This is a genomic window from Pseudorhodoferax sp. Leaf274, assembly GCF_001422445.1.
Lineage (GTDB): Bacteria > Pseudomonadota > Gammaproteobacteria > Burkholderiales > Burkholderiaceae_C > Pseudorhodoferax.
Genome location: NZ_LMNA01000003.1, coordinates 123,540 through 142,256, shown reverse-complemented (window position 1 = coordinate 142,256; position 18,717 = coordinate 123,540). Strand labels below are relative to the sequence as shown.

The 18,717-nt window shown below is 67.4% G+C and carries 21 protein-coding genes; 15 read left to right on the top strand and 6 right to left on the bottom strand.

From position 1 onward, the window contains the following. The first annotated feature begins 13 nt into the window (after positions 1–13). The 3 genes from ASF44_RS07490 to ASF44_RS07480 are packed head-to-tail and all read left to right on the top strand — an operon-like array spanning position 14 to position 2,000. Entirely contained in the window at positions 14–505 is a 492-nt protein-coding gene (locus ASF44_RS07490; RefSeq protein WP_056898588.1) for an SET domain-containing protein, read from the top strand. 2 nt (positions 506–507) lie between these two features. Beyond that, positions 508–1,263 (top strand): biotin--[acetyl-CoA-carboxylase] ligase, encoded by a 756-nt coding sequence (locus tag ASF44_RS07485; RefSeq protein WP_056898587.1) that lies wholly within the window; start codon positions 508–510, stop codon positions 1,261–1,263. A 2-nt stretch (positions 1,264–1,265) separates the two neighbouring features. Further along, the gene (locus ASF44_RS07480) at positions 1,266–2,000 is read left to right on the top strand and encodes an SPOR domain-containing protein (RefSeq protein WP_369820906.1); all 735 of its coding nucleotides are present in this window, start codon (positions 1,266–1,268) and stop codon (positions 1,998–2,000) included. A gap of 20 nt (positions 2,001–2,020) precedes the next feature. Here the strand turns inward: ASF44_RS07480 and ASF44_RS07475 are convergent, their stop codons facing one another. From ASF44_RS07475 to ASF44_RS07465, 3 genes are read right to left on the bottom strand one after another with little or no spacing between them, the layout of a single operon-like run. Beyond that, a complete protein-coding gene (locus ASF44_RS07475) occupies positions 2,021–3,466 on the bottom strand; it encodes a sensor histidine kinase (protein ID WP_056898586.1) in 1,446 nt (481 codons plus the stop codon). Beyond that, positions 3,463–4,137 (bottom strand): response regulator transcription factor, encoded by a 675-nt coding sequence (locus tag ASF44_RS07470; protein ID WP_056898585.1) that lies wholly within the window; start codon positions 4,135–4,137, stop codon positions 3,463–3,465. Before ASF44_RS07470 ends, ASF44_RS07475 begins: the two co-directional genes overlap by 4 nt. A gap of 33 nt (positions 4,138–4,170) precedes the next feature. Further along, a complete protein-coding gene (locus ASF44_RS07465) occupies positions 4,171–4,647 on the bottom strand; it encodes a MarR family winged helix-turn-helix transcriptional regulator (protein WP_056898584.1) in 477 nt (158 codons plus the stop codon). Between the two features lie 142 nt (positions 4,648–4,789). Between ASF44_RS07465 and recA the strand changes: the two genes are divergently transcribed. Genes recA through ASF44_RS07450 form a run of 3 tightly spaced genes read left to right on the top strand, consistent with a single transcriptional unit; the run spans position 4,790 to position 7,509 of the window. Then, positions 4,790–5,845 (top strand): recombinase RecA, encoded by a 1,056-nt coding sequence (gene recA / locus ASF44_RS07460; protein WP_056898583.1) that lies wholly within the window; start codon positions 4,790–4,792, stop codon positions 5,843–5,845. Continuing rightward, positions 5,842–6,300, top strand: coding sequence for a recombination regulator RecX (recX, locus tag ASF44_RS07455; RefSeq protein ID WP_056898582.1), 459 nt, complete (start codon positions 5,842–5,844; stop codon positions 6,298–6,300). Before recA ends, recX begins: the two co-directional genes overlap by 4 nt. Beyond that, positions 6,301–7,509 (top strand): MFS transporter, encoded by a 1,209-nt coding sequence (locus tag ASF44_RS07450; protein WP_056898581.1) that lies wholly within the window; start codon positions 6,301–6,303, stop codon positions 7,507–7,509. A gap of 6 nt (positions 7,510–7,515) precedes the next feature. Here ASF44_RS07450 and argC read toward each other — a convergent pair whose 3' ends face one another. Further along, positions 7,516–8,439: an N-acetyl-gamma-glutamyl-phosphate reductase gene (argC, locus tag ASF44_RS07445; protein WP_056898732.1), complete on the bottom strand. Its 924-nt coding sequence runs from the start codon at positions 8,437–8,439 to the stop codon at positions 7,516–7,518. 168 nt (positions 8,440–8,607) lie between these two features. Between argC and sucC the strand changes: the two genes are divergently transcribed. The 6 genes from sucC to ASF44_RS07415 all read left to right on the top strand — a co-directional run bounded on the left by sucC (position 8,608) and on the right by ASF44_RS07415 (position 14,263). Then, positions 8,608–9,771, top strand: coding sequence for an ADP-forming succinate--CoA ligase subunit beta (sucC, locus tag ASF44_RS07440; RefSeq protein WP_056898580.1), 1,164 nt, complete (start codon positions 8,608–8,610; stop codon positions 9,769–9,771). Positions 9,772–9,780: 9 nt separating this feature from the next. Then, complete coding sequence (sucD, locus tag ASF44_RS07435; RefSeq protein ID WP_056655491.1) at positions 9,781–10,674, top strand: succinate--CoA ligase subunit alpha; 894 nt, start codon at positions 9,781–9,783, stop codon at positions 10,672–10,674. Between the two features lie 136 nt (positions 10,675–10,810). Continuing rightward, positions 10,811–11,497, top strand: coding sequence for a TerC family protein (locus ASF44_RS07430; RefSeq protein WP_056898579.1), 687 nt, complete (start codon positions 10,811–10,813; stop codon positions 11,495–11,497). Between the two features lie 309 nt (positions 11,498–11,806). Further along, positions 11,807–12,595: a Stp1/IreP family PP2C-type Ser/Thr phosphatase gene (locus ASF44_RS07425; protein ID WP_056898578.1), complete on the top strand. Its 789-nt coding sequence runs from the start codon at positions 11,807–11,809 to the stop codon at positions 12,593–12,595. A gap of 41 nt (positions 12,596–12,636) precedes the next feature. Continuing rightward, a complete protein-coding gene (locus tag ASF44_RS07420; protein ID WP_056898577.1) occupies positions 12,637–13,311 on the top strand; it encodes an FHA domain-containing protein in 675 nt (224 codons plus the stop codon). A gap of 160 nt (positions 13,312–13,471) precedes the next feature. Further along, a complete protein-coding gene (locus ASF44_RS07415; protein WP_056898576.1) occupies positions 13,472–14,263 on the top strand; it encodes a 3',5'-cyclic-nucleotide phosphodiesterase in 792 nt (263 codons plus the stop codon). Between the two features lie 7 nt (positions 14,264–14,270). Here ASF44_RS07415 and ASF44_RS07410 read toward each other — a convergent pair whose 3' ends face one another. After that, entirely contained in the window at positions 14,271–14,456 is a 186-nt protein-coding gene (locus tag ASF44_RS07410; RefSeq protein WP_056898575.1) for a hypothetical protein, read from the bottom strand. Between the two features lie 153 nt (positions 14,457–14,609). Here ASF44_RS07410 and ASF44_RS07405 point away from each other — a divergent pair, with 153 nt between their 5' ends. The 3 genes from ASF44_RS07405 (at position 14,610) to ASF44_RS07395 (ending at position 15,690) form a co-directional block, all read left to right on the top strand. Continuing rightward, complete coding sequence (locus ASF44_RS07405; RefSeq protein ID WP_056898574.1) at positions 14,610–14,930, top strand: YqjD family protein; 321 nt, start codon at positions 14,610–14,612, stop codon at positions 14,928–14,930. Positions 14,931–15,020: 90 nt separating this feature from the next. Beyond that, a complete protein-coding gene (locus ASF44_RS07400; RefSeq protein ID WP_056898573.1) occupies positions 15,021–15,383 on the top strand; it encodes a phage holin family protein in 363 nt (120 codons plus the stop codon). Then, positions 15,358–15,690: a YqjK family protein gene (locus tag ASF44_RS07395; RefSeq protein WP_056898572.1), complete on the top strand. Its 333-nt coding sequence runs from the start codon at positions 15,358–15,360 to the stop codon at positions 15,688–15,690. The genes ASF44_RS07400 and ASF44_RS07395 overlap by 26 nt, the downstream gene beginning before the upstream one ends. A 3-nt stretch (positions 15,691–15,693) precedes the next feature. On the opposite strand, the gene uvrA is transcribed toward ASF44_RS07395, so the two are convergent. Then, entirely contained in the window at positions 15,694–18,660 is a 2,967-nt protein-coding gene (uvrA, locus tag ASF44_RS07390; protein ID WP_082524583.1) for an excinuclease ABC subunit UvrA, read from the bottom strand. Positions 18,661–18,717 lie beyond the last annotated feature (57 nt).

The following is an 18,717-nucleotide window of genomic DNA, read 5'->3' as shown; positions in this document are numbered from 1 at the left end:
ACAGAGTTTCGCCGTGGCTTCAAAAACCCAGCGCCCCGCTGCGCCAGCGCGCCGCATCCAGGCCCGTCGTTCGGGCGTCCATGGCAAGGGCGTGTTCGCCGTGCAGGACATCGCCGAGGGCGAGACCATCATCGAGTACGTGGGCGAGATCGTCAGCTGGCAGGAGGCGCAGGACCGCCACCCGCACGACCCGAGCGACCCCAACCACACCTTCTACTTCCACGTCGACGAAGACCATGTCATCGACGCCACCTACGGCGGCAACTCCTCGCGCTGGATCAACCACGCCTGCGAGCCCAATTGCATCGCCGACGAGGTGGACGGCCGCATCTTCATCAAGGCGCTGCGCGACATCCACGCCGGCGAGGAGCTGAACTACGACTACGGGCTCATCATTGACGAGCCCTACACCAAGAAGCTGAAGGCGGAGTACCCCTGCTGGTGCGGCGCCAAGAGCTGCCGCGGCACGCTGCTGTCGCCCAAGCCGCGCCGGCGCAAGGCCTGAGCATGCTGCGCTGGCCTGCCGAGGACATCTGGGAAGCGGTGGCACCGGGGCTGCCGGGCTTCACGGTGGAGGTGCTGCCGCAGGTGGATTCCACCAGCAACGAGCTGATGCGCCGCATCCGCGCCGGCCGGCCTGAGCCGACCCTGCTCGTGGCCGAGCGCCAGACCGCCGGCCGTGGCCGCATGGGCCGGCCCTGGCAGGCCGAGGTGGGCAGTTCGCTGGCCGTGTCGCTGGCGTTGCCGCTGGCGCCTGCCGACTGGTCGGGCCTGTCGCTGGCCGTGGGCGTGGCCGTGGCGGGGGCGCTGCACCCGGCGCTGCGGCTCAAGTGGCCCAACGACTTGTGGTTCGATGACCGCAAGCTCGGCGGCATCCTGATCGAGACCGTGGCGGCCAGCGGTGTGCGCCACGCCATCATCGGCATCGGTCTCAACATCGCGGCACGTCCTGCCGAGGGCCTGTCGACGCCGCCTGCGGCGCTGGCCGAACTGCAGCCCGGCTGGGACGCCGGCCAGGCGTTGCGCGCGCTGGCGCTGCCGTTGGTGCAGGCGGTGCAGCGTTTCGAGGCCGAGGGCTTCGCGCCGTTCCGCGCCGCGTTCGAGGCGCGCGACCTGCTCCAGGGCCGGCTGCTGCGCCTGTCCGACGGCACCGAGGGCGTGGGCGACGGCGTGGACCCCGATGGCGCGCTGCGCGTGCAGACCGCGGCGGGGCTGCAGCGCATCAGCAGCTCGGAAGTCAGCGTCCGGCCGGTGAAGGCCTGAGCATGCTGCTGCGGACCACGGCCCTGGCCCTGCTGTTCGCCAACTGCGCCTACTTCGCCTGGTCGCAAGGCCTGCTGGCGCCGGTGGGGCTGGCGCCGGACTCGGCGCGCGAACCGCAGCGGCTGGCGCAGCAGATCCGGCCCGAGGCCTTGCGCGTGGCACCAGCGAGTGCCACGGCCTCTGCGTCGCCTGCCGCCCCCTTGGCCCCCTCGGCCCCTGCAGCCTCGGCCGTCCCCGAGCCGCAACCGGCTCCCGCGGCTCCCCCTGTCCCGCAGGCCGAAGCCCCGGCACCTGCCGCGGCCTGCCTGCAGGCCGGCCCCTTCGACAACGCCCAGGCCCAGGCCCTGCGCCAGGCCCTGGCGGCCGGCGGCCTGCCGGCGGCAGCCTGGTCGCTGGACCCCATCGCGCCGCCGGACCGCTGGATCGTCTACATGGGCCGCTACAGCGACGCCGATGCGCTGGAGAAGAAGCGCGCAGAGCTGCGGGCGCTGCGCGTGGACACGGCCCCGGCCACCCAGGCCGGGCTCGCGCCGGGCCTGTCGCTGGGCGTGTTCTCGACCCAAGAGGCGGCCCAGGAGCACCTGGCGCAGCTGACGCGCCGCGGCGTGCGCACGGCGCGCGTGGTGGTGGACCACCGCGAGCCCCAGTCGGCGCGGCTGCGCCTGCCGGCCGCCGATGCCGCGCTGCGCGAGCAGGTGCAGGGCCTGCTGGCGGGCCGACTGTTGGCGCCCTGCTGAGCCTGGAGAACGCCGGCGCGTCAGCCGCGCGCAGGTTCCGGGCCGAAGCGCACTTCCAAGCAGGTGCCAGGCGGTTGCTGGCCCGGATGCGCATCGCGCAGTGCCACGGCCGCACCATGGTGGCCGGCGATCTCGCGCACGATGGGCAGGCCCAGGCCGGAGCCGTCGGCATCGGTGCCGAGCGCGCGGTAGAACGGCTGGAACACCAGTTCGCGCTCTGCCACCGGGATGCCGGGCCCCGAATCCTCCACCTGCAGCCGCAGCGGGCCGTCGCCGTCGGCTGCCAGCACGCGCGCGGTCACCACGCCAGGCCGGTCCGGGCGCGAGGGCGTGTAGGCGATCGCGTTGTCGACCAGGTTGCGCACGAGTTCCTTGAGCAGCGTGGCGTTGCCTTCGAGCTGCACGCCGGCCGCCCCGGGCAGGGCACCGTCGTAGCCCAGGTCCAGCGACTTGTCCATGGCGCGCGGCAGCGCCTCCTGCACCACGTCCATGACGAGCCGCGCGAGGTCGCAGGGCTGGCGCGTGATCGGTGCGCCGGCGTTCTCGGCGCGCGCCAGCGCCAGCAGCTGGTTGACGGTGTGCGTGGCGCGCATGCTGGAGCGGCGGATCTGCAGCAGCGACTGCTTGAGCTCGTCGGCGTTGGCGCCCTCGCGCTGCGCCAGGTCGGCCTGCATGCGCAGCCCCGCGAGCGGGGTCTTGAGCTGGTGCGCGGCGTCGGCCAGAAAGCGCTTTTGCGTGGCGATGGAGTCCTTGAGCCTGGTGAGCAGGTCATTGACGGAGGACACCAGCGGCGCCACCTCCAGCGGCACGGTGCGGTCGTCCAGCGGCGACAGGTCATCGGGCTTGCGCGCGCGGATGCGCTCCTCCAGTTCGGACAGCGGCTTGATGCCGCGCACCAGCGCCAGCCAGACCAGCAGCACGGCCAGCGGCAGGATCACGAACTGCGGCAGCATCACGCCCTTGATGATCTCGGCGGCCAGCACCGAGCGTTTCTCGCGCGTCTCGGCCACCTGCACCAGCACCGCCTGGCCGGCGCTGTCCAACGCCACCCAGGTGTAGGCCACGCGCAGGCCCAGGCCGCGCAGCTCGTCGTCGCGCAGCCGCACCTCGCCGGGCTGCGGGCGCTCGGCATCGCGCGGAAGCGCCAGTTCGCGTTCGCCGGCCAGCAGCTCGCCGCGGGGGCCCAGCACCTGGTAGAACACCTGGTCGGACTCGTCGGCGCGCAGGATTTCGTGCGCCGGCGGCGGCAGGCTGAACTGCAAACGCCCGCCCTTGGGCAGCGCCACCTGCTGGGCCAGTGTGCGCACGTTGTGTTCCAGCGCGCGGTCGAACGGGTTGCCTGCGATGCCCTGGGCCACCAGCCAGGTCAGCACCAGGCTGACCGGCCACAGCAGCAGCAGCGGCGTGAGCATCCAATCCAGGATCTCGCCGAACAGCGAACGCTGCTCGCGCTGGAAGATCTTCACACGCTGATTTTCTCGAGGCAGTAGCCCAGGCCGCGCACCGTGGCGATGCGGATCGGGCCCTTCTCGATCTTCTTGCGCAGGCGGTGGATGTAGACCTCGATGGCGTTGGTCGAGACCTCCTCGCCCCATTCGCACAGCCGCTCGACCAGCTGGTCCTTGCTGACCAGGCGGCCGGCGCGCTGCAGCAGCACCTCGAGCAGGCCCAGCTCGCGTGCCGACAGCTCGACCATGCGGCCGTCGATGGTGGCCACGCGGCCGGCCTGGTCGTACTCCAGGGGGCCATGGCGGATCGAGCTGCTGGTGGCGCCGGTGCCGCGCCGCGTGAGCGCGCGCACGCGGGCCTCGAGCTCCTGCAGCGAGAACGGCTTGGCCATGTAGTCGTCGGCGCCGTAGTCCAGGCCCTTGACGCGCTCTTCCACGCTGTCGGCCGCCGTGAGGATCAACACCGGCAGCGCCGAGCCGCGCCCGCGCAGCGCGCGCAGCACTTCCAAACCATGCATGCGGGGCAGGCCCAGGTCCAGGATCAGCAGGTCGAACTGGCTGCTGGTGCGCAATGCGGCATCGGCCTCGCTGCCGCTGGCCACATGGTCCACGGCCGCGCCGGAGCTGCGCAGCGCGCGTAGCAGGCCATCGGCCAGCACCTGGTCATCCTCGGCGATCAATATGCGCATGGTGTCTCTCCAGGTTGCGCGAAGCATCGGATTCTAGGAGCCGGCATAGGCCTCGAGCCCGAGCGCGACCACGGTCGCCACCTCGGCGCCCACGGCGTCGCGGAACTCGGCCTCGGCCTGCGCCAGCGCGCCGCGGAAGGCCTGTTGCCAGGCCAGGCCATCCGGGGTGAAGCGCACCACGCGGGCACGCGCATCGTGCGGGTCCGCGGCCCGCGTGACCAGGCCCCAGGCTTCGCACTGCGCGATCAGATCGCCCATGGCCTGCTTACTCATGCCGGCGCGCTCGGCCAGCACGCCGGGCCGCGTGCCGCCCTCGTCCAGGTGCCGCGTGATGTGCACATGGGCGGCGCTGACCTGGGCCCGCGCCGCCAGGTTGGACAGGGCCAGCGGCACCTGCACGTCGTGCGCCATCAGGGCCAGCACGCGCATGTCGAAACGGCGCAATGCATCGCCCAGAAGACGGCCCAGGTGTGTGGTGCGCCAGGCGTCGCCGAGGTCGGGGGTTTGCATGGTTTTATCGTAAGGCAAACTGACTAAAAAATTCGATTCTCAGAATAGACACGTGCGCTACACTACTGGTCAGGCATCCAGACAGTACATAGCCACAGTTCGGGTGCAGTTCGCAAGTCATTGATCTCAAGGAGATTTTTCCATGGACGTCGCAGTGAAGCCCAATCCCGCCCAAGCAGAACGCACCAAGGCCTTGCAGGCCGCGCTGGCCCAGATCGAAAAGCAATTCGGCAAGGGCACCATCATGCGCCTGGGCGAGGGCGAGGTGATCGAGGACATCCAGGTCGTCTCCACCGGCTCGCTGGGCCTGGACATCGCGTTGGGCGTCGGCGGCCTGCCGCGTGGCCGCGTGGTCGAGATCTACGGCCCGGAATCCTCCGGCAAGACCACGCTGACGCTGCAGGTCATCGCCGAGATGCAGAAGCAGGCCGGCACCTGCGCTTTCGTCGACGCCGAACACGCGCTGGACATCCAGTACGCGCAGAAGCTGGGCGTGAACCTGCAGGAACTGCTGATCAGCCAGCCCGACACCGGCGAGCAGGCGCTGGAAATCGTCGACAGCCTGGTGCGCTCGGGCGCCGTGGACCTGATCGTGGTCGACTCGGTCGCCGCTCTGACGCCCAAGGCCGAACTCGAAGGCGAGATGGGCGACTCCCTGCCCGGCCTGCAGGCCCGCCTCATGAGCCAGGCGCTGCGCAAGCTCACGGCCACGATCAAGAAGACCAACTGCATGGTCATCTTCATCAACCAGATCCGCATGAAGATCGGCGTGATGTTCGGCAGCCCCGAGACCACCACGGGCGGCAACGCGCTGAAGTTCTACGCCTCGGTGCGCATCGACATCCGCCGCACCGGCACGATCAAGAAGGGCGACGAGGCCATCGGCAACGAGACCAAGGTCAAGGTGGTCAAGAACAAGGTGGCGCCACCGTTCAAGACGGCCGAGTTCGACATCCTGTTCGGCGAGGGCATCTCGCGCGAAGGCGAGATCATCGACATGGGCGTGGAGGCGCGCATCGTCGACAAGTCCGGCGCCTGGTACGCCTACAACGGCGAGAAAATCGGCCAAGGCCGCGATAACGCCCGCGAGTTCCTGCGCGAGAACCCCGACCTGGCGCGCGAGATCGAGAACAAGGTGCGCGACAACCTGGGCATCGCGCTGTTGCCGCCCGCAGCCGCGCCTGCCAAAGGCGAGTGAACGGCGCCCGGCCAGCGCTCTCGCTGAAAGGCAGGGCGCTGCGCTACCTGGCCCAGCGTGAACACGCGCGCCCCGAACTAGAGCGCAAGCTGGCGCGCCACACCGAAGACCCCGAGGAACTGGCGCGCGCGCTGGACGAACTGCAGGCCAAGGGCTTCATCAGCGAGGCGCGCGTGGTCGAGTCGGTGCTGCACCAGCGCGCAGCGCAATACGGCGCGCTGCGGCTGCGCCGGGAACTGCAGCACAAGGGGGTCGCGCCCGAGGCCATCGCCCAAGCCGTGGCGGGCCTGGCCGACAGCGAGTTCGATCGTGCGCTGGCGCTGTGGCAGCGCCGCTTCGAGGCGGCGACCGATGCGCGCGAGCATGCCCGGCAGAGCCGCTTCCTGCTGGCGCGCGGTTTCTCCAGCGCAGTGGTGACGCGGGTGCTTCGGTACCGGCCCGACAATGCGGACTGAATGCCCGCATCTTCCGCCCGCGCCCTGGGCACCCTGACCTTCGCCTTCGGCTTGAGCCAGTTCTTCCGCAGCTGCCTGGCCGTGATCGCGCCCGAACTGCAACGCGACCTGGGCCTGTCCGCCGCCGGCTTCGGCCTGCTGTCCTCGTGCTTCTTCCTGTCGTTCGCGGTCGCGCAGATCCCGGTCGGCATCGCGTTCGACCGCTACGGCGTGGGCCGGCCCACGCGCTGGCTGATGTCGATCGGCGTGTTCTCCTCGGCGCTGTTCGTGCTCGCACCCGACGGGCCGACGGCCATGCTGGCCCAGGCCGGCCTGGGCCTGGCCTGCGCGCCCGTGTTCATGGGCCTCATGCACTACGCCGGGGCGCAGCTGCCCAGCACGCAGTACGTGGCCTTCGTCGGCCGCGCCAACGCCACCGGCATGCTGGGCGCGCTGTGCGCCACGCTGCCGCTGGGCTGGGTGGCACAGCACTTCGGTTGGCGCCCCGCGTTGGCGCTGGCAGGGCTGTGCATGCTGGTGGCCAGCGTGGCCGTGTGGCGCACGCTGCACGACGAGGGCGATGCGGACGCGCGCCACGAGACGCCGATCGCCATGCTGGGCTCCAGCGCCGCGCTGCTGCTGCGGCCGGCGCTGTGGACACTGATTCCCCTGTGCGTGGCGATGGCGGCCGGCACCAGCTTCCGCAATGCCTGGGGCGGCCCCTACCTGGCAGACCTGTTCGGACTGCAGACGCAAGGGCGGGGCCTGGCACTGTCGGCCGTGACCATCGCCTGCTTCGGCACCGCCCTGCTGTTGCCGCGGCTGGTACGCCGCAACGGCTTGCGCGCGACCGTGCTCGCATGGACGCTGCTGTCACTGGCTGGCGCGCTGGTGCTGGTGGCGTGGCCCGGCGGCGGCGCCATGCTGGCGCACCTGGCGCCGATGGCGCTGCTTGTGACCATCGGCATGCTGCATCCGCTGGTCATGACGCACGGCCGCGAACTGCTGCCGCCAGCGCTGCGCGGGCGCGGCCTGGGCGTACTCAACAGTTTCGTGTTCCTGGGCTCCGCCCTCACAGCCTGGGCCTTCGGCCAGATCGCCGACACCGGCCAGCGCGCCGGCTGGACGCTGGAGTGGACCTGGTCGGCCATCTTCGGCTGTGCCGGTGCGCTGGTGCTTCTTGGCGCGCTGCCCTATGCCTTCAGCCCGCGGCCGGGCGCCAGGCCCTGAGCGGGCTCACAGGCCCAGCATCAGCTTCAGGTTCTGCACCGCCGCGCCGCTGGCGCCCTTGCCCAGGTTATCCAGCCGCGCGATGACGACGGCATGGCGCGCATCCTCGTTCGGGAACACGCGGATCTCGAGCCGGTTGGTGTCGTTGAGCGCCAGCGCATCGAGCTTGCCGCTCTCGGTCGGCGGCAGCACCTGCACGAATTGCTCGGGCGTGTTGCTCTTGGCGTAGTGGCTGGCCAGCGCACCGTGCAGATCGGCCGCGCGCGGCTTGCCCGGCAGGTCGTCCAGGTGCAGCGGCAGTTGCACCAGCATGCCTTGGCGGAAGTTGCCCACCGAGGGGATGAACACCGGGCGGCGCGTGAGCCCCGTGTACTGCATGATCTCGGGGATGTGCTTGTGCTTGAGGCCCAGCGCGTAGGTCTCGAAGAGCGGGGCCTCGTTTTTCTCGTAGGCCTCGATCATGGTGCGGCCGCCGCCGGAATAGCCACTGACGGACGGCAATGCAATCGGGAAATCGGCGGGCAGCAGTCCGGCGTCGACCAGCGGCCGCACGATGGCGATGGCGCCGGTGGCGTAGCAGCCCGGGTTGGCCACGCGGTCGGCCTGCGCGACCTTCTGCGCATGGCCCGCCACGAGTTCCGGAAAGCCGAAGACCCAGGCTGGATTGACGCGGTGGGCTGTGGAGGCATCGACGATCTTGGGCTTCTTGCCCTGCAGTTGGTCGATCAGCGCCACCGACTCGATCGCTGCATCGTCGTGCAGGCACAGCACCACGAGATCGACACCCGCCATCAGATCGCGCTTGGCCGCCACATCCTTGCGCAACTCGGGCGCGATGCTGACCACTTCGATCTGCGGCATGGCCTGCAGCCGCTCGCGGATCTGTAGGCCGGTGGTGCCGGCTTCGCCATCGATGAAGACTTTTGCCATGGTGTTCGCTCGGTAGAAGTACGTGTTGACCGCACGAAATTGGTGCAGCGCACCATGATACAGTCGCCGGCTGTCCGCCGTCTGGTTGTCAAGCATCCGTCGCTGGTGGACAACAGCGAACCCAGTTTTCGCCTCTCCGTCCCCAACCCTCTTCCGAGAGACCTCCTCATGAAGATTCACGAGTACCAAGGCAAGGAAATCCTTGCCAAGTTCGGCGTACCGGTGCCCCGCGGCATTCCGGCCTACACGGTGCAGGAGGCGGTCGAGGCCGCCCAGAAACTCGGCGGCCCGGTCTGGGTGGTCAAGGCCCAGATCCACGCGGGTGGCCGCGGCAAGGGTGGTGGCGTGAAGGTGGCCAAGAGCATCGAGCAGGTCAAGGAACTGGCCGGCCAGATCCTGGGCATGCAGCTCAAGACGCACCAGACCGGCCCCGAAGGCCAGAAGGTTCGCCGCCTGTACATCGAGGACGGTGCAGACATCCAGAAGGAGTACTACATCTCCGCCGTGACCGACCGCGCCACGCAGAAGGTGGCCTTCATCGCGTCGAGCGAAGGCGGCATGGACATCGAGGAAGTGGCCCACTCCACGCCCGAGAAGATCATCACGGTGTTCGCCGACCCCAAGGAAGGCCTGACCGACGCGCAAGCCAAGGAAATCGCCGACGGCATCGGCATGCCGGCCGACTCGACCGCGCAGACCGTCGACATCCTGAAGAAGCTCTACACCTGCTACATGGAAACGGACGCCTCGCTGGTCGAGATCAATCCGCTGAACCGTGACAGCAAGGGCAAGGTCATCGCACTGGACGCCAAGTTCAACTTCGACAGCAATGCGCTGTTCCGCCACCCCGAGATCGTGGCGCTGCGCGACCTGGATGAAGAAGACCCGGCCGAAGTCGAGGCTTCCAAGTTCGACCTGGCCTACATCAGCCTGGACGGCAACATCGGCTGCCTGGTGAACGGCGCCGGCCTGGCCATGGCCACCATGGACACCATCAAGCTGTTCGGCGGCGAGCCGGCCAACTTCCTGGACGTCGGCGGTGGCGCCACGCCCGAGAAGGTGACCGAAGCCTTCAAGATCATGCTGAAGAACAAGAACGTCCAGGCCATCCTGGTCAACATCTTCGGCGGCATCATGAAGTGCGACACCATCGCCACCGGCGTGATCGCAGCCTGCAAGGCCGTGAACCTGTCCGTGCCGCTGGTCGTGCGCATGAAGGGCACGAACGAAGAACTGGGCAAGAAGATGCTGGCCGAATCCGGCCTGCCCATCATCGCCGCAGACACCATGGCGGACGCGGCCCAGAAGGTCGTGGCCTCGGTCAAGAAGTAAGGAAGCGTCATGTCGATCTACATCAACAAAGACACCAAGGTCATCACCCAGGGCATCACCGGCAAGACCGGCCAGTTCCACACGGAAAAGTGCCAGGAATACGCGAACGGCAAGAACGCTTTCGTCGCCGGCGTGAACCCGAAGAAGGCCGGCGAGTCGATCTTCAACATCCCGATCTACGCCTCCGTCAAGGAAGCCGCCCAGCAGACCGGCGCCACCGTGTCGGTGATCTACGTGCCGCCCCCGGGCGCGGCGGCCGCGATCTGGGAAGCCGTCGAGGCCGACCTGGACATGGCCATCTGCATCACCGAAGGCATCCCGGTCCGGGACATGCTGGAAGTGCGCAACAAGATGAAGGCCAAGGAAGCCGCCGGCGGCAAGAAGACGCTGCTGCTGGGCCCCAACTGCCCCGGCCTGATCACGCCTGACGAAATCAAGATCGGCATCATGCCCGGCCACATCCACCGCAAGGGCCGCGTGGGCGTGGTCTCGCGCTCCGGCACGCTGACCTATGAAGCCGTGGCCATGCTGACCGAGATCGGCCTGGGCCAGTCCAGCGCCGTCGGCATCGGTGGCGACCCGATCAACGGCCTGAAGCACATCGACGTGATGCAGGCCTTCAACGACGATCCGGAAACGGACGCCGTGATCATGATCGGCGAGATCGGCGGCCCGGACGAGGCGGATGCCGCCCGCTGGTGCAAGGAAAACATGAAGAAGCCGGTGGTCGGCTTCATCGCCGGCGTGACCGCGCCTCCCGGCAAGCGCATGGGCCATGCCGGTGCTCTGATCTCCGGCGGTGCCGACACGGCCGACGCCAAGCTGGCCATCATGGAAGAGTGCGGCTTCACGATCACGCGCAACTTCTCGGAACTGGGCAAGCTGCTCAAGTCCAAGCTGTAAGAGCCAGTCAGGTTCTGGTCAGCCTACGCAGTTCCACGAACTGCGCACCTCCGGATTGCTGGGTAAACTTGCCCGGCATACACGAAAGCGCCCTGCACGGGCGCTTTCGCATTCATAACAGCCGGAGAAATCATCCATGTTCCTGGGTCTCGACCTGTCTTCCGCCGCGTTCTGGAGCGCTTTCGGCTCCATCCTGCTGGCCAACGTGGTGCTGTCGGGCGACAACGCCGTCGTCATCGCCATGGCCGCGCGCACACTCAAGCCCGAGCAGCGCAGCAAAGCCATTTTCTTTGGCAGCGCCGCCGCCATCGTGATGCGGATCTTGCTGACCATCGTGGCGATCCGTCTGCTGACGCTGCCCTTCCTGAAGATCGCCGGGGCCGGCCTGCTGGCTTACATCGGCGTCGACCTGCTGATGGGCGAAGGCGATGGCGACGGCGAGGGCACCGAAGTCAACGGCATGTTCAACGCCATCCGCACCATCCTGGTGGCCGACCTGGTCATGAGTTTGGACAACGTGCTGGCGGTCGCCGCTGCAGCGCAGGGCAACCTGCCACTGCTGACGCTGGGCCTTCTGGTCAGCATTCCGCTCATCGTGTTCGGCGCTTCGCTGCTGACCAAGGTGATGGAGCGGTTTCCCATTATCATCACCATCGGCGCGGCGTTGCTGGGCTTCCTGGCTGGCGAGATGCTTTTGACCGACCCCGCGGTGGCCCAGTACCTGGGCGAGGTCAGCGAGACCACCGTCAAGGCCGCTGGCGTGGCTGGGGCCGTGTTGGTGGTGGCGCTGGGCAACTGGCTGCAGCGCCGCAATAACCACTAGCAGTCGGCAGCCGCCGCTGTTGCAGGAACAGCGCACACTTCGCCCCGTTGGCACAAGTTCCAACGATATTTTCTGGCGCTTGCGGCAAATGGACTCACCTTGTAACAGAATGCAGAGTCCACGCCCTGGCCTTGTTCGGTGCGCTGCCGCAGTCGGCTCCAGCCGCTGAGCGCCCTTCGTCCGCACGCGTGGCGTTTCCACGCAGACGCAAGCCAGGCAAAGGGCACGAGTGCAGGCTCAGCACAACAAATTCCAAGCGAACGGCCCAGGCCCATCCGGCGGCTTGGCTGGCGAACGCCCGGGCGCGCCATGAACTACCTGTTCCAGGCCTTGACCCATCCCGGCCTGCTACGCAACAACAACGAAGACGCCGCCGCTTTCGACCCGGCATGCGGCCTTGGCGTGCTGGCCGATGGCATGGGCGGCTACAACGCCGGGGAAGTGGCCAGCAGCATGGCCGTCAACGTCATCCTCAGCGAACTCGCCGATTGGTTTGCCGTCTCGGGCCAGGTCACTTCGGTGCGCGAGATCCGCAAGGCAGTCGACCGTTGCGTGCAGCATGCGAATCAAGCCATCCTGAGCACGGCGCGGGCAGATCCAGACTGCGCCGGCATGGGCACCACATTGGTGGTGGCCGTGTTCCAGGATCAGCGCCTGGTGGTCGGCCACATCGGCGATTCGCGCGCCTACCGGTTGCGCGACCAGCAACTGCAGCAGATCACGCGCGACCACTCGCTGCTGCAGGAACAGCTCGATGCCGGGCTGATCACTCCCGCGCAGGCCGCCGTGTCGTCGCAGCGCAACCTCGTCACCCGTGCGCTCGGCATCGAGCAGGGCGTCGAGTTGGAACTCAATGAATTTGCAGTCGAAGCCGGCGACCTGTATCTGCTGTGTTCGGACGGCCTTTCGGACATGGTGTCGGACAGCGACATCGGGGACATCCTGCGGGCTGCCGGTTCGCTGGAGCACAAGGCGCGCCGCCTTGTCGACTGCGCGAACGCCAACGGTGGCCGGGATAACATCACCGTCCTGCTCGTACACGCGCCGGCCTCATCTCCCACCCGGCAAGGCTTGGTTTCCAGGTTGTTGCGCACTTAAACATCCATCGACATCCCAATGATCAGACCCAGGAGCCGACCATGCCAAAGTTGATCGTCTCGATCGACGGTGTCGTCATCAAGGAGGTTCAGCTCACCAAGGACCGGACAACGTTGGGCAGGCGCCCATACAACGACGTGGTGATCGATCACTTGGCCGTCAGCGGCGAGCATGCAGCCGTCCTGATGTCGGGCAGCGAGGTGCAACTGGAAGATCTGAACAGCACCAACGGCACCTACGTCAACAGCCGCCCCATCCGCAGGCAGGTGCTGCGCCACAACGACATGCTCGAGATCGGCAAGTACAAGATCAAGTTCTTGCATGACGCCCAGGACGCAGGTGCTGCCCGGGCTCCTGCGGCGTCGGCACCGGCCGCGCTGCGCGCCGAGGCGCCGACACCTCAGCGCCGCGCCTTCGACACCGTGCTGGGGCCAGACCTCGAAACGGCGGCAGGTCCGGCCTCCATACGTGTCACCTCGGGCTCGGCAGCCGGCCGCGAAGTCGCTCTCGTCAAGGTCGTTACCACCATCGGCAAGCCGGGCGTGGCCGTGGCGGCCATCACGCGCCGTCCCCACGGCTATGTGGTCGTGCATGTGGAAGGGATACATGCCCCGCTCGTGAACGGTGCCACCGTCGGCACGACACCGGTAGACCTCAAGCACGGCGATGTGCTCCAGTTGGCGGGCACGCAGATGGAGTTTCTCCACACGCTTTGACGGTGCGGCGTCTGCTCGGCAAACAGCGCAAGTCGAGGACATCGTTGGCAACGAAATCGGCAAAACTCCTCGACATCGGGTCGCCACTGCCTGTAGCCTTCGGCTGGCGACCTGGCCTAGGGAGGCTGGGCGCTTATCCTCATTTCACCGAAGGACCCGGATGAAACTGCGTGTGCTCGGCTGTTCCGGCGCCATCGCGAAGGACTGCCGCACCACATCCTTCCTGCTCGACGCCGATGTGCTGGTCGATGCGGGCACCGGCGTGGGGGATCTGAGCCTGGACGAGATGCGGCTGATCGACCATGTGTTCCTGACCCATTCGCACCTGGACCACATCGCGGCGCTGCCGCTCATGGTCGATGCCATCGCATCGCAACGGACCAAGCCCATTTGCGTGCACGCCCTCGCCGGCACCATCGCTGCGCTCAAGGCACACGTCTTCAACAACGTGATCTGGCCCGACTTCAGCAGGATTCCGTCGGAAACGGCGCCGTTCGTGCGCTTTCATGAGATCGAGGTGGGCACGCCCGTCCAGGTGTGCGGCAAGACCATCGAACCCCTGCCAGCGGTGCACACGGTGCCGGCATGCGGATATGCCGTGTCGTCGGGCGGGCCGCATTGGGTCTTCACCGGCGATACGGAGCGCAACCCGGCGTTCTGGCAACGCATGCAGCACCTGGATGTGGCCATGCTGGTGATCGAGACCGCCTTCAGCAACCGAGAGCAGGAACTTGCCCGGCGCAGTCTGCACCTGTCTCCTGTGGCCCTGGCAGACGAGCTGGGCCACATGGACCACACGCGCAAGGTACCGGTCTACATCACCCATACCAAGCCGTCCGAGACCGTTCTGATCATGGCCGAGATCGACCAGTTCGACCGCAATGTCAGCAGTGGCCAGGCTGGCGCCCACGACATCCGCTGGCTCGAAGCCGGTCAAGAATTCGAGATCTAGCGCCGGGTCATGGCCGCGGCGCCATGGAAAAGTCGATCGAGAGCAGATACCACAGGATCAGCGTCGGGATCACGACTGGCAAGGACAACGCCAGAAACAGCAGCAGCGCCGTGGCAAACGACGCAATGTCCTGCCACCACTGCCGCAGCAGGATGCGCAGGTCGACGTTCCAAAAGTACTCCTTGTCCTTCATCAAAACCCTCCCGGATGGCTCGCGAAGGTATGCCTGCCTCAGTGTAGTCTTCGCGTCAGCAAAAACCCTTGTCGAGCGGCTGGAAGGCTGACTGGCCTTTGGTATCTGCTAATCTGCATACATTCCATTTCCACCATCAGAAGGGAGATCCTCATGTCCAAAGCAAGTGCATCCAGCGTCGAATCCCAAGAGCAACTGGTCAGCGACATCAAATCAGTGATTTCGGACGCTGAAGAAATGCTGAGCGCCACGGCCGACCAGGCCGGCGAAAAGGTCAACAACCTGCGCGCGCGCATCCAGGTTCGCCTGCACGATGCCAAGCTGCGCCTGGTCGATGCGGAAGAAGCGCTGTTGGCCAAGACCAAGGCTGCAGCACGCGCCACCGACGAATACGTGCACGAGTCGCCCTGGACGGCCATCTGCGTGGCCGCGGCCGCCGGCGTTTTGCTGGGCCTGGCCCTCGGCCGTCGTTGACCGACATCCGTAGGGTGACCGAGGCCCGGCATGGCTAGCGGACCGCGCAGTGCGGCAGCGGGCGCCGGCCCGGTCGGAGCCTTGCGCCGCATGGTGTCGACCTTGCTCGACATCGGCCAGACGCGGCTGCAACTCATCGGCAACGAGATCCAGATCGAGAAGCACCGCGCGCTGCAGATGCTGGTCCAGGCGCTGGTTGCCGTGTTCTGCCTGTGCATGGCACTGCTGATGGCGGTTGGCCTTGTGCTTGCGCTGTGGTGGGAGCAGCGTGTTGCGGTACTGAGTGTCCTGCTGGTCCTCTTCGGCGTGGCCGCCTTCTGGATGCAGCACCGGATCAGTAGCCGGCGTGCCCTGCAAGACCACCCCTTCGCCGCCAGCCTGGCGGAGTTGCAGGAAGATCTGCGCCAACTGAAGGCAACAGCCCAGCATGCGCCGCAGCAAGAGCCTCGCTGAGCTGGAGCGCGAACGCGGCCGCTTGCTGGAACGCATCGGCGCACAGCGCAGCCAGCTGCCGACCCAATTCGCGCCGGTGGCACACCTGCTGCAATTCGGCGAACGCGTCGCGCAAACGGTGCAGGCCGCACGGGACTTCGTGCAACGACATCCCTGGGCCATGGGCACTGTGGGCGCATTGCTGGTGTTGCGCCGGCCACGCTCCATCGGACGATGGGCCAAGCGGGGCCTGCTGATCTGGCGCACCTGGCGCACGGCGCGCAACCTCGTGCAGGCGGTCCAGCGCCAGCTGAACCGCGCCGCCTGAGAATCAAGCCGCCAGGTAGCGGCGCAGATAGCGGCCGGTGTGGCTGGCCGCGTGGCCCGCGATCTGCTCGGGCGTGCCAACCGCCAGCACCTGCCCGCCGCCAGCGCCGCCCTCCGGGCCCATGTCGATCAGCCAGTCGGCTGTTTTGATCACATCAAGGTTGTGCTCGATCACGACGATGGTGTTGCCGGCATCGCGCAGCTGGTGCAGCACGCGCAGCAAGAGATCGATGTCGGCGAAATGCAGGCCGGTGGTGGGCTCGTCCAGGATGTACAGCGTGCGGCCGGTGTCGCGCTTGGACAATTCCAATGCCAGCTTGACACGCTGCGCCTCGCCGCCCGACAGAGTGGTGGCCGCCTGGCCCAGCTTGACGTAGGACAGCCCGACATCCAGCAGCGTCTTGAGCTTGCGCGCCAGCGCCGGGACCGCCTGCAGGAAGTCGTGTGCGGCCTCGACTGTGAGGTCCAGGATCTGGGCGATGTTCTTGCCCTTGTAGACGACTTCGAGCGTTTCACGGTTGTAGCGCTGGCCATGGCAGACATCGCACGGCACGTACACGTCCGGCAGGAAGTGCATCTCCACCTTCACGACACCATCGCCCTGGCAGGCCTCGCAGCGTCCTCCTGCCACATTAAAGGAGAAGCGCCCGGGACCGTAACCCCGCTCACGCGCCATCGGCACCTCCGCCATCAGCTCGCGGATCGGCGTGAACAGTCCCGTGTAGGTGGCCGGATTGCTGCGCGGGGTGCGGCCAATCGGCGACTGGTCGACGTTGATCACCTTGTCGAATTGCTCCAGGCCGGCGATTTCGTCGTGTGGCGCCGGCTCTTCGTGCGCCCGGTAGATCTGGCGCGCCGCCGCTGCGTAAAGCGTGTCGTTGACCAACGTGGACTTGCCCGAACCCGAGACGCCGGTCACGCACGTGAACAGCCCCACCGGGAAGTCCACGTCCACGCCCTTGAGGTTGTGCCCCCGCGCGCCGCGCACGCCAATCGTCTGCAACGCACCCTTGGCGGCCTCGCCGGTGGCCGGCAGCCAGGCCGTGCGCCGCGCGGGCACCGCAATGCGCAAGCCCCCCGACAGGTAACGGCCCGTGAGCGAGTCGGCATTGGCCTTCACCGCGGCAATGTCGCCCTGGGCCACGACACGGCCCCCGTGCACGCCGGCGCCGGGCCCCATGTCGATGATGTGGTCTGCGGCGGCCATCATGTCTTCGTCGTGCTCCACCACCAGCACGCTGTTGCCCAGGTCGCGCAGGTGCTGCAGCGTGCCGATCAGGCGGTCGTTGTCGCGCTGGTGCAGGCCGATGCTGGGCTCGTCCAGCACGTACATGACGCCGGTGAGGCCCGAGCCGATCTGCGAGGCCAGGCGGATGCGTTGCGACTCCCCGCCGGACAGCGTTTCGGCGCTGCGGTCCAGGCTCAGGTAGTTCAGGCCGACATCGTTCAAAAACTTCAGGCGCAGGCCGATTTCGCGCACCACCTTGGCCGCGATGTCCGCCTTGGAGCCGCGCAGTTGCAGGCCGTCGAAGTAGGCCTGGCTCTCGCGCAAGGTGATGTTGCTGATCTCGTAGATCGCCCGCGCCTGCATGCCTTCGCCCACCTTGACGTGCCGCGCCTCGCGCCGCAGGCGCGACCCTTGGCACTCCGGGCAAGGCTGCACGCTGCGGTAACGGGCCAGGTCCTCGCGCACCACGGACGAATCGGTCTCGCGGTAGCGGCGCTGCATGTTGGGAATCACCCCTTCGAAGGGGTGCTTCTTCGTCAGCTTCTTGCCCTGGAAGTTGCCCGATTCCATGACATAGCTGAACTTGATTTCTTCCTCGCCCGAGCCGTGCAGCACCACCTGCCGCACCTCGGCGGGCAATTCGTCCCACGGCGACTCGGCATCGAAGCGGTAGTGCTTGGCCAGGCTCTCGATCAACGCGTAATAGTAGCCATTGCGCCGGTCCCAACCTTTGATGGCGCCGCTGGCCAGGCTCAGCGTCGGAAAGCCGACCACGCGCGTGGGATCGAAGAACTCCTGCGCGCCCAGCCCATCGCAGCTGGGGCAGGCGCCGACCGGCGAATTGAAGGAGAACAGCCGCGGTTCCAGCTCGCTGATCGAATAGCCGCAGGCGGGGCAGGAGAACTTGGCGTTGAACAGGTGCTCGCGCGGCTGCCCCGGCGTGCCGTCTGCGTTGGACGCGGCGTCCATCTCCAGCGCAATGGCCCGGCCGTCGGCCAGCCGCAGCGCCGCCTCGAAGCTCTCGGCCAGGCGCTGGCGCAGGCCGCCGCCCGGCGCATCCTCTTCGCCGCGCACCTTGATGCGGTCGATGACCACGTCGATGTCGTGCTTCTCGGTCTTCTTGAGCTTGGGCAGGTTGTCGAAGTCGAACGCCTGCCCGTCGATGCGAAAGCGCACATAGCCCTGGGCCTGCAACTCGGCAAAGACCTCGGTGAACTCGCCCTTGCGCTCGCGCGCGATCGGCGCCAGCACCATCAGCCGCGTGCCCTCGGGCAGCGCCAACACTGCATCCACCATCTGCGCCACGGTCTGGGCCGACAGCGGCAGGTCATGGTCCGGGCAATAGGGCGTGCCGGCACGCGCGAACAGCAGGCGCAGATAGTCGTGGATTTCGGTCACCGTGCCCACCGTGGAGCGCGGGTTGTGGCTGGTGGCCTTCTGCTCGATGGAGATCGCGGGCGACAGGCCCTCGATCAGGTCCACATCGGGCTTGTCCATCAGCTGCAGGAACTGCCGCGCATAGGTCGACAGGCTCTCCACATAGCGGCGCTGCCCCTCGGCATACAGCGTGTCGAAGGCCAGCGAGGACTTGCCCGAGCCCGACAGCCCCGTGATCACGACGAGCTGGTTGCGCGGGATGTCCAGGTCGATGTTCTTGAGGTTGTGCGTGCGCGCACCGCGGACGCTGATGCGCTGCAGCTGCAGTGCCGTCGCAAGGTAAGTGCCGTCCGTGGGGTCGTTCAAGATGCGCGTCCGGGAAAACCCGCCATGATAAGCGGCGGTGCCGTCCCGCGCCGGAGC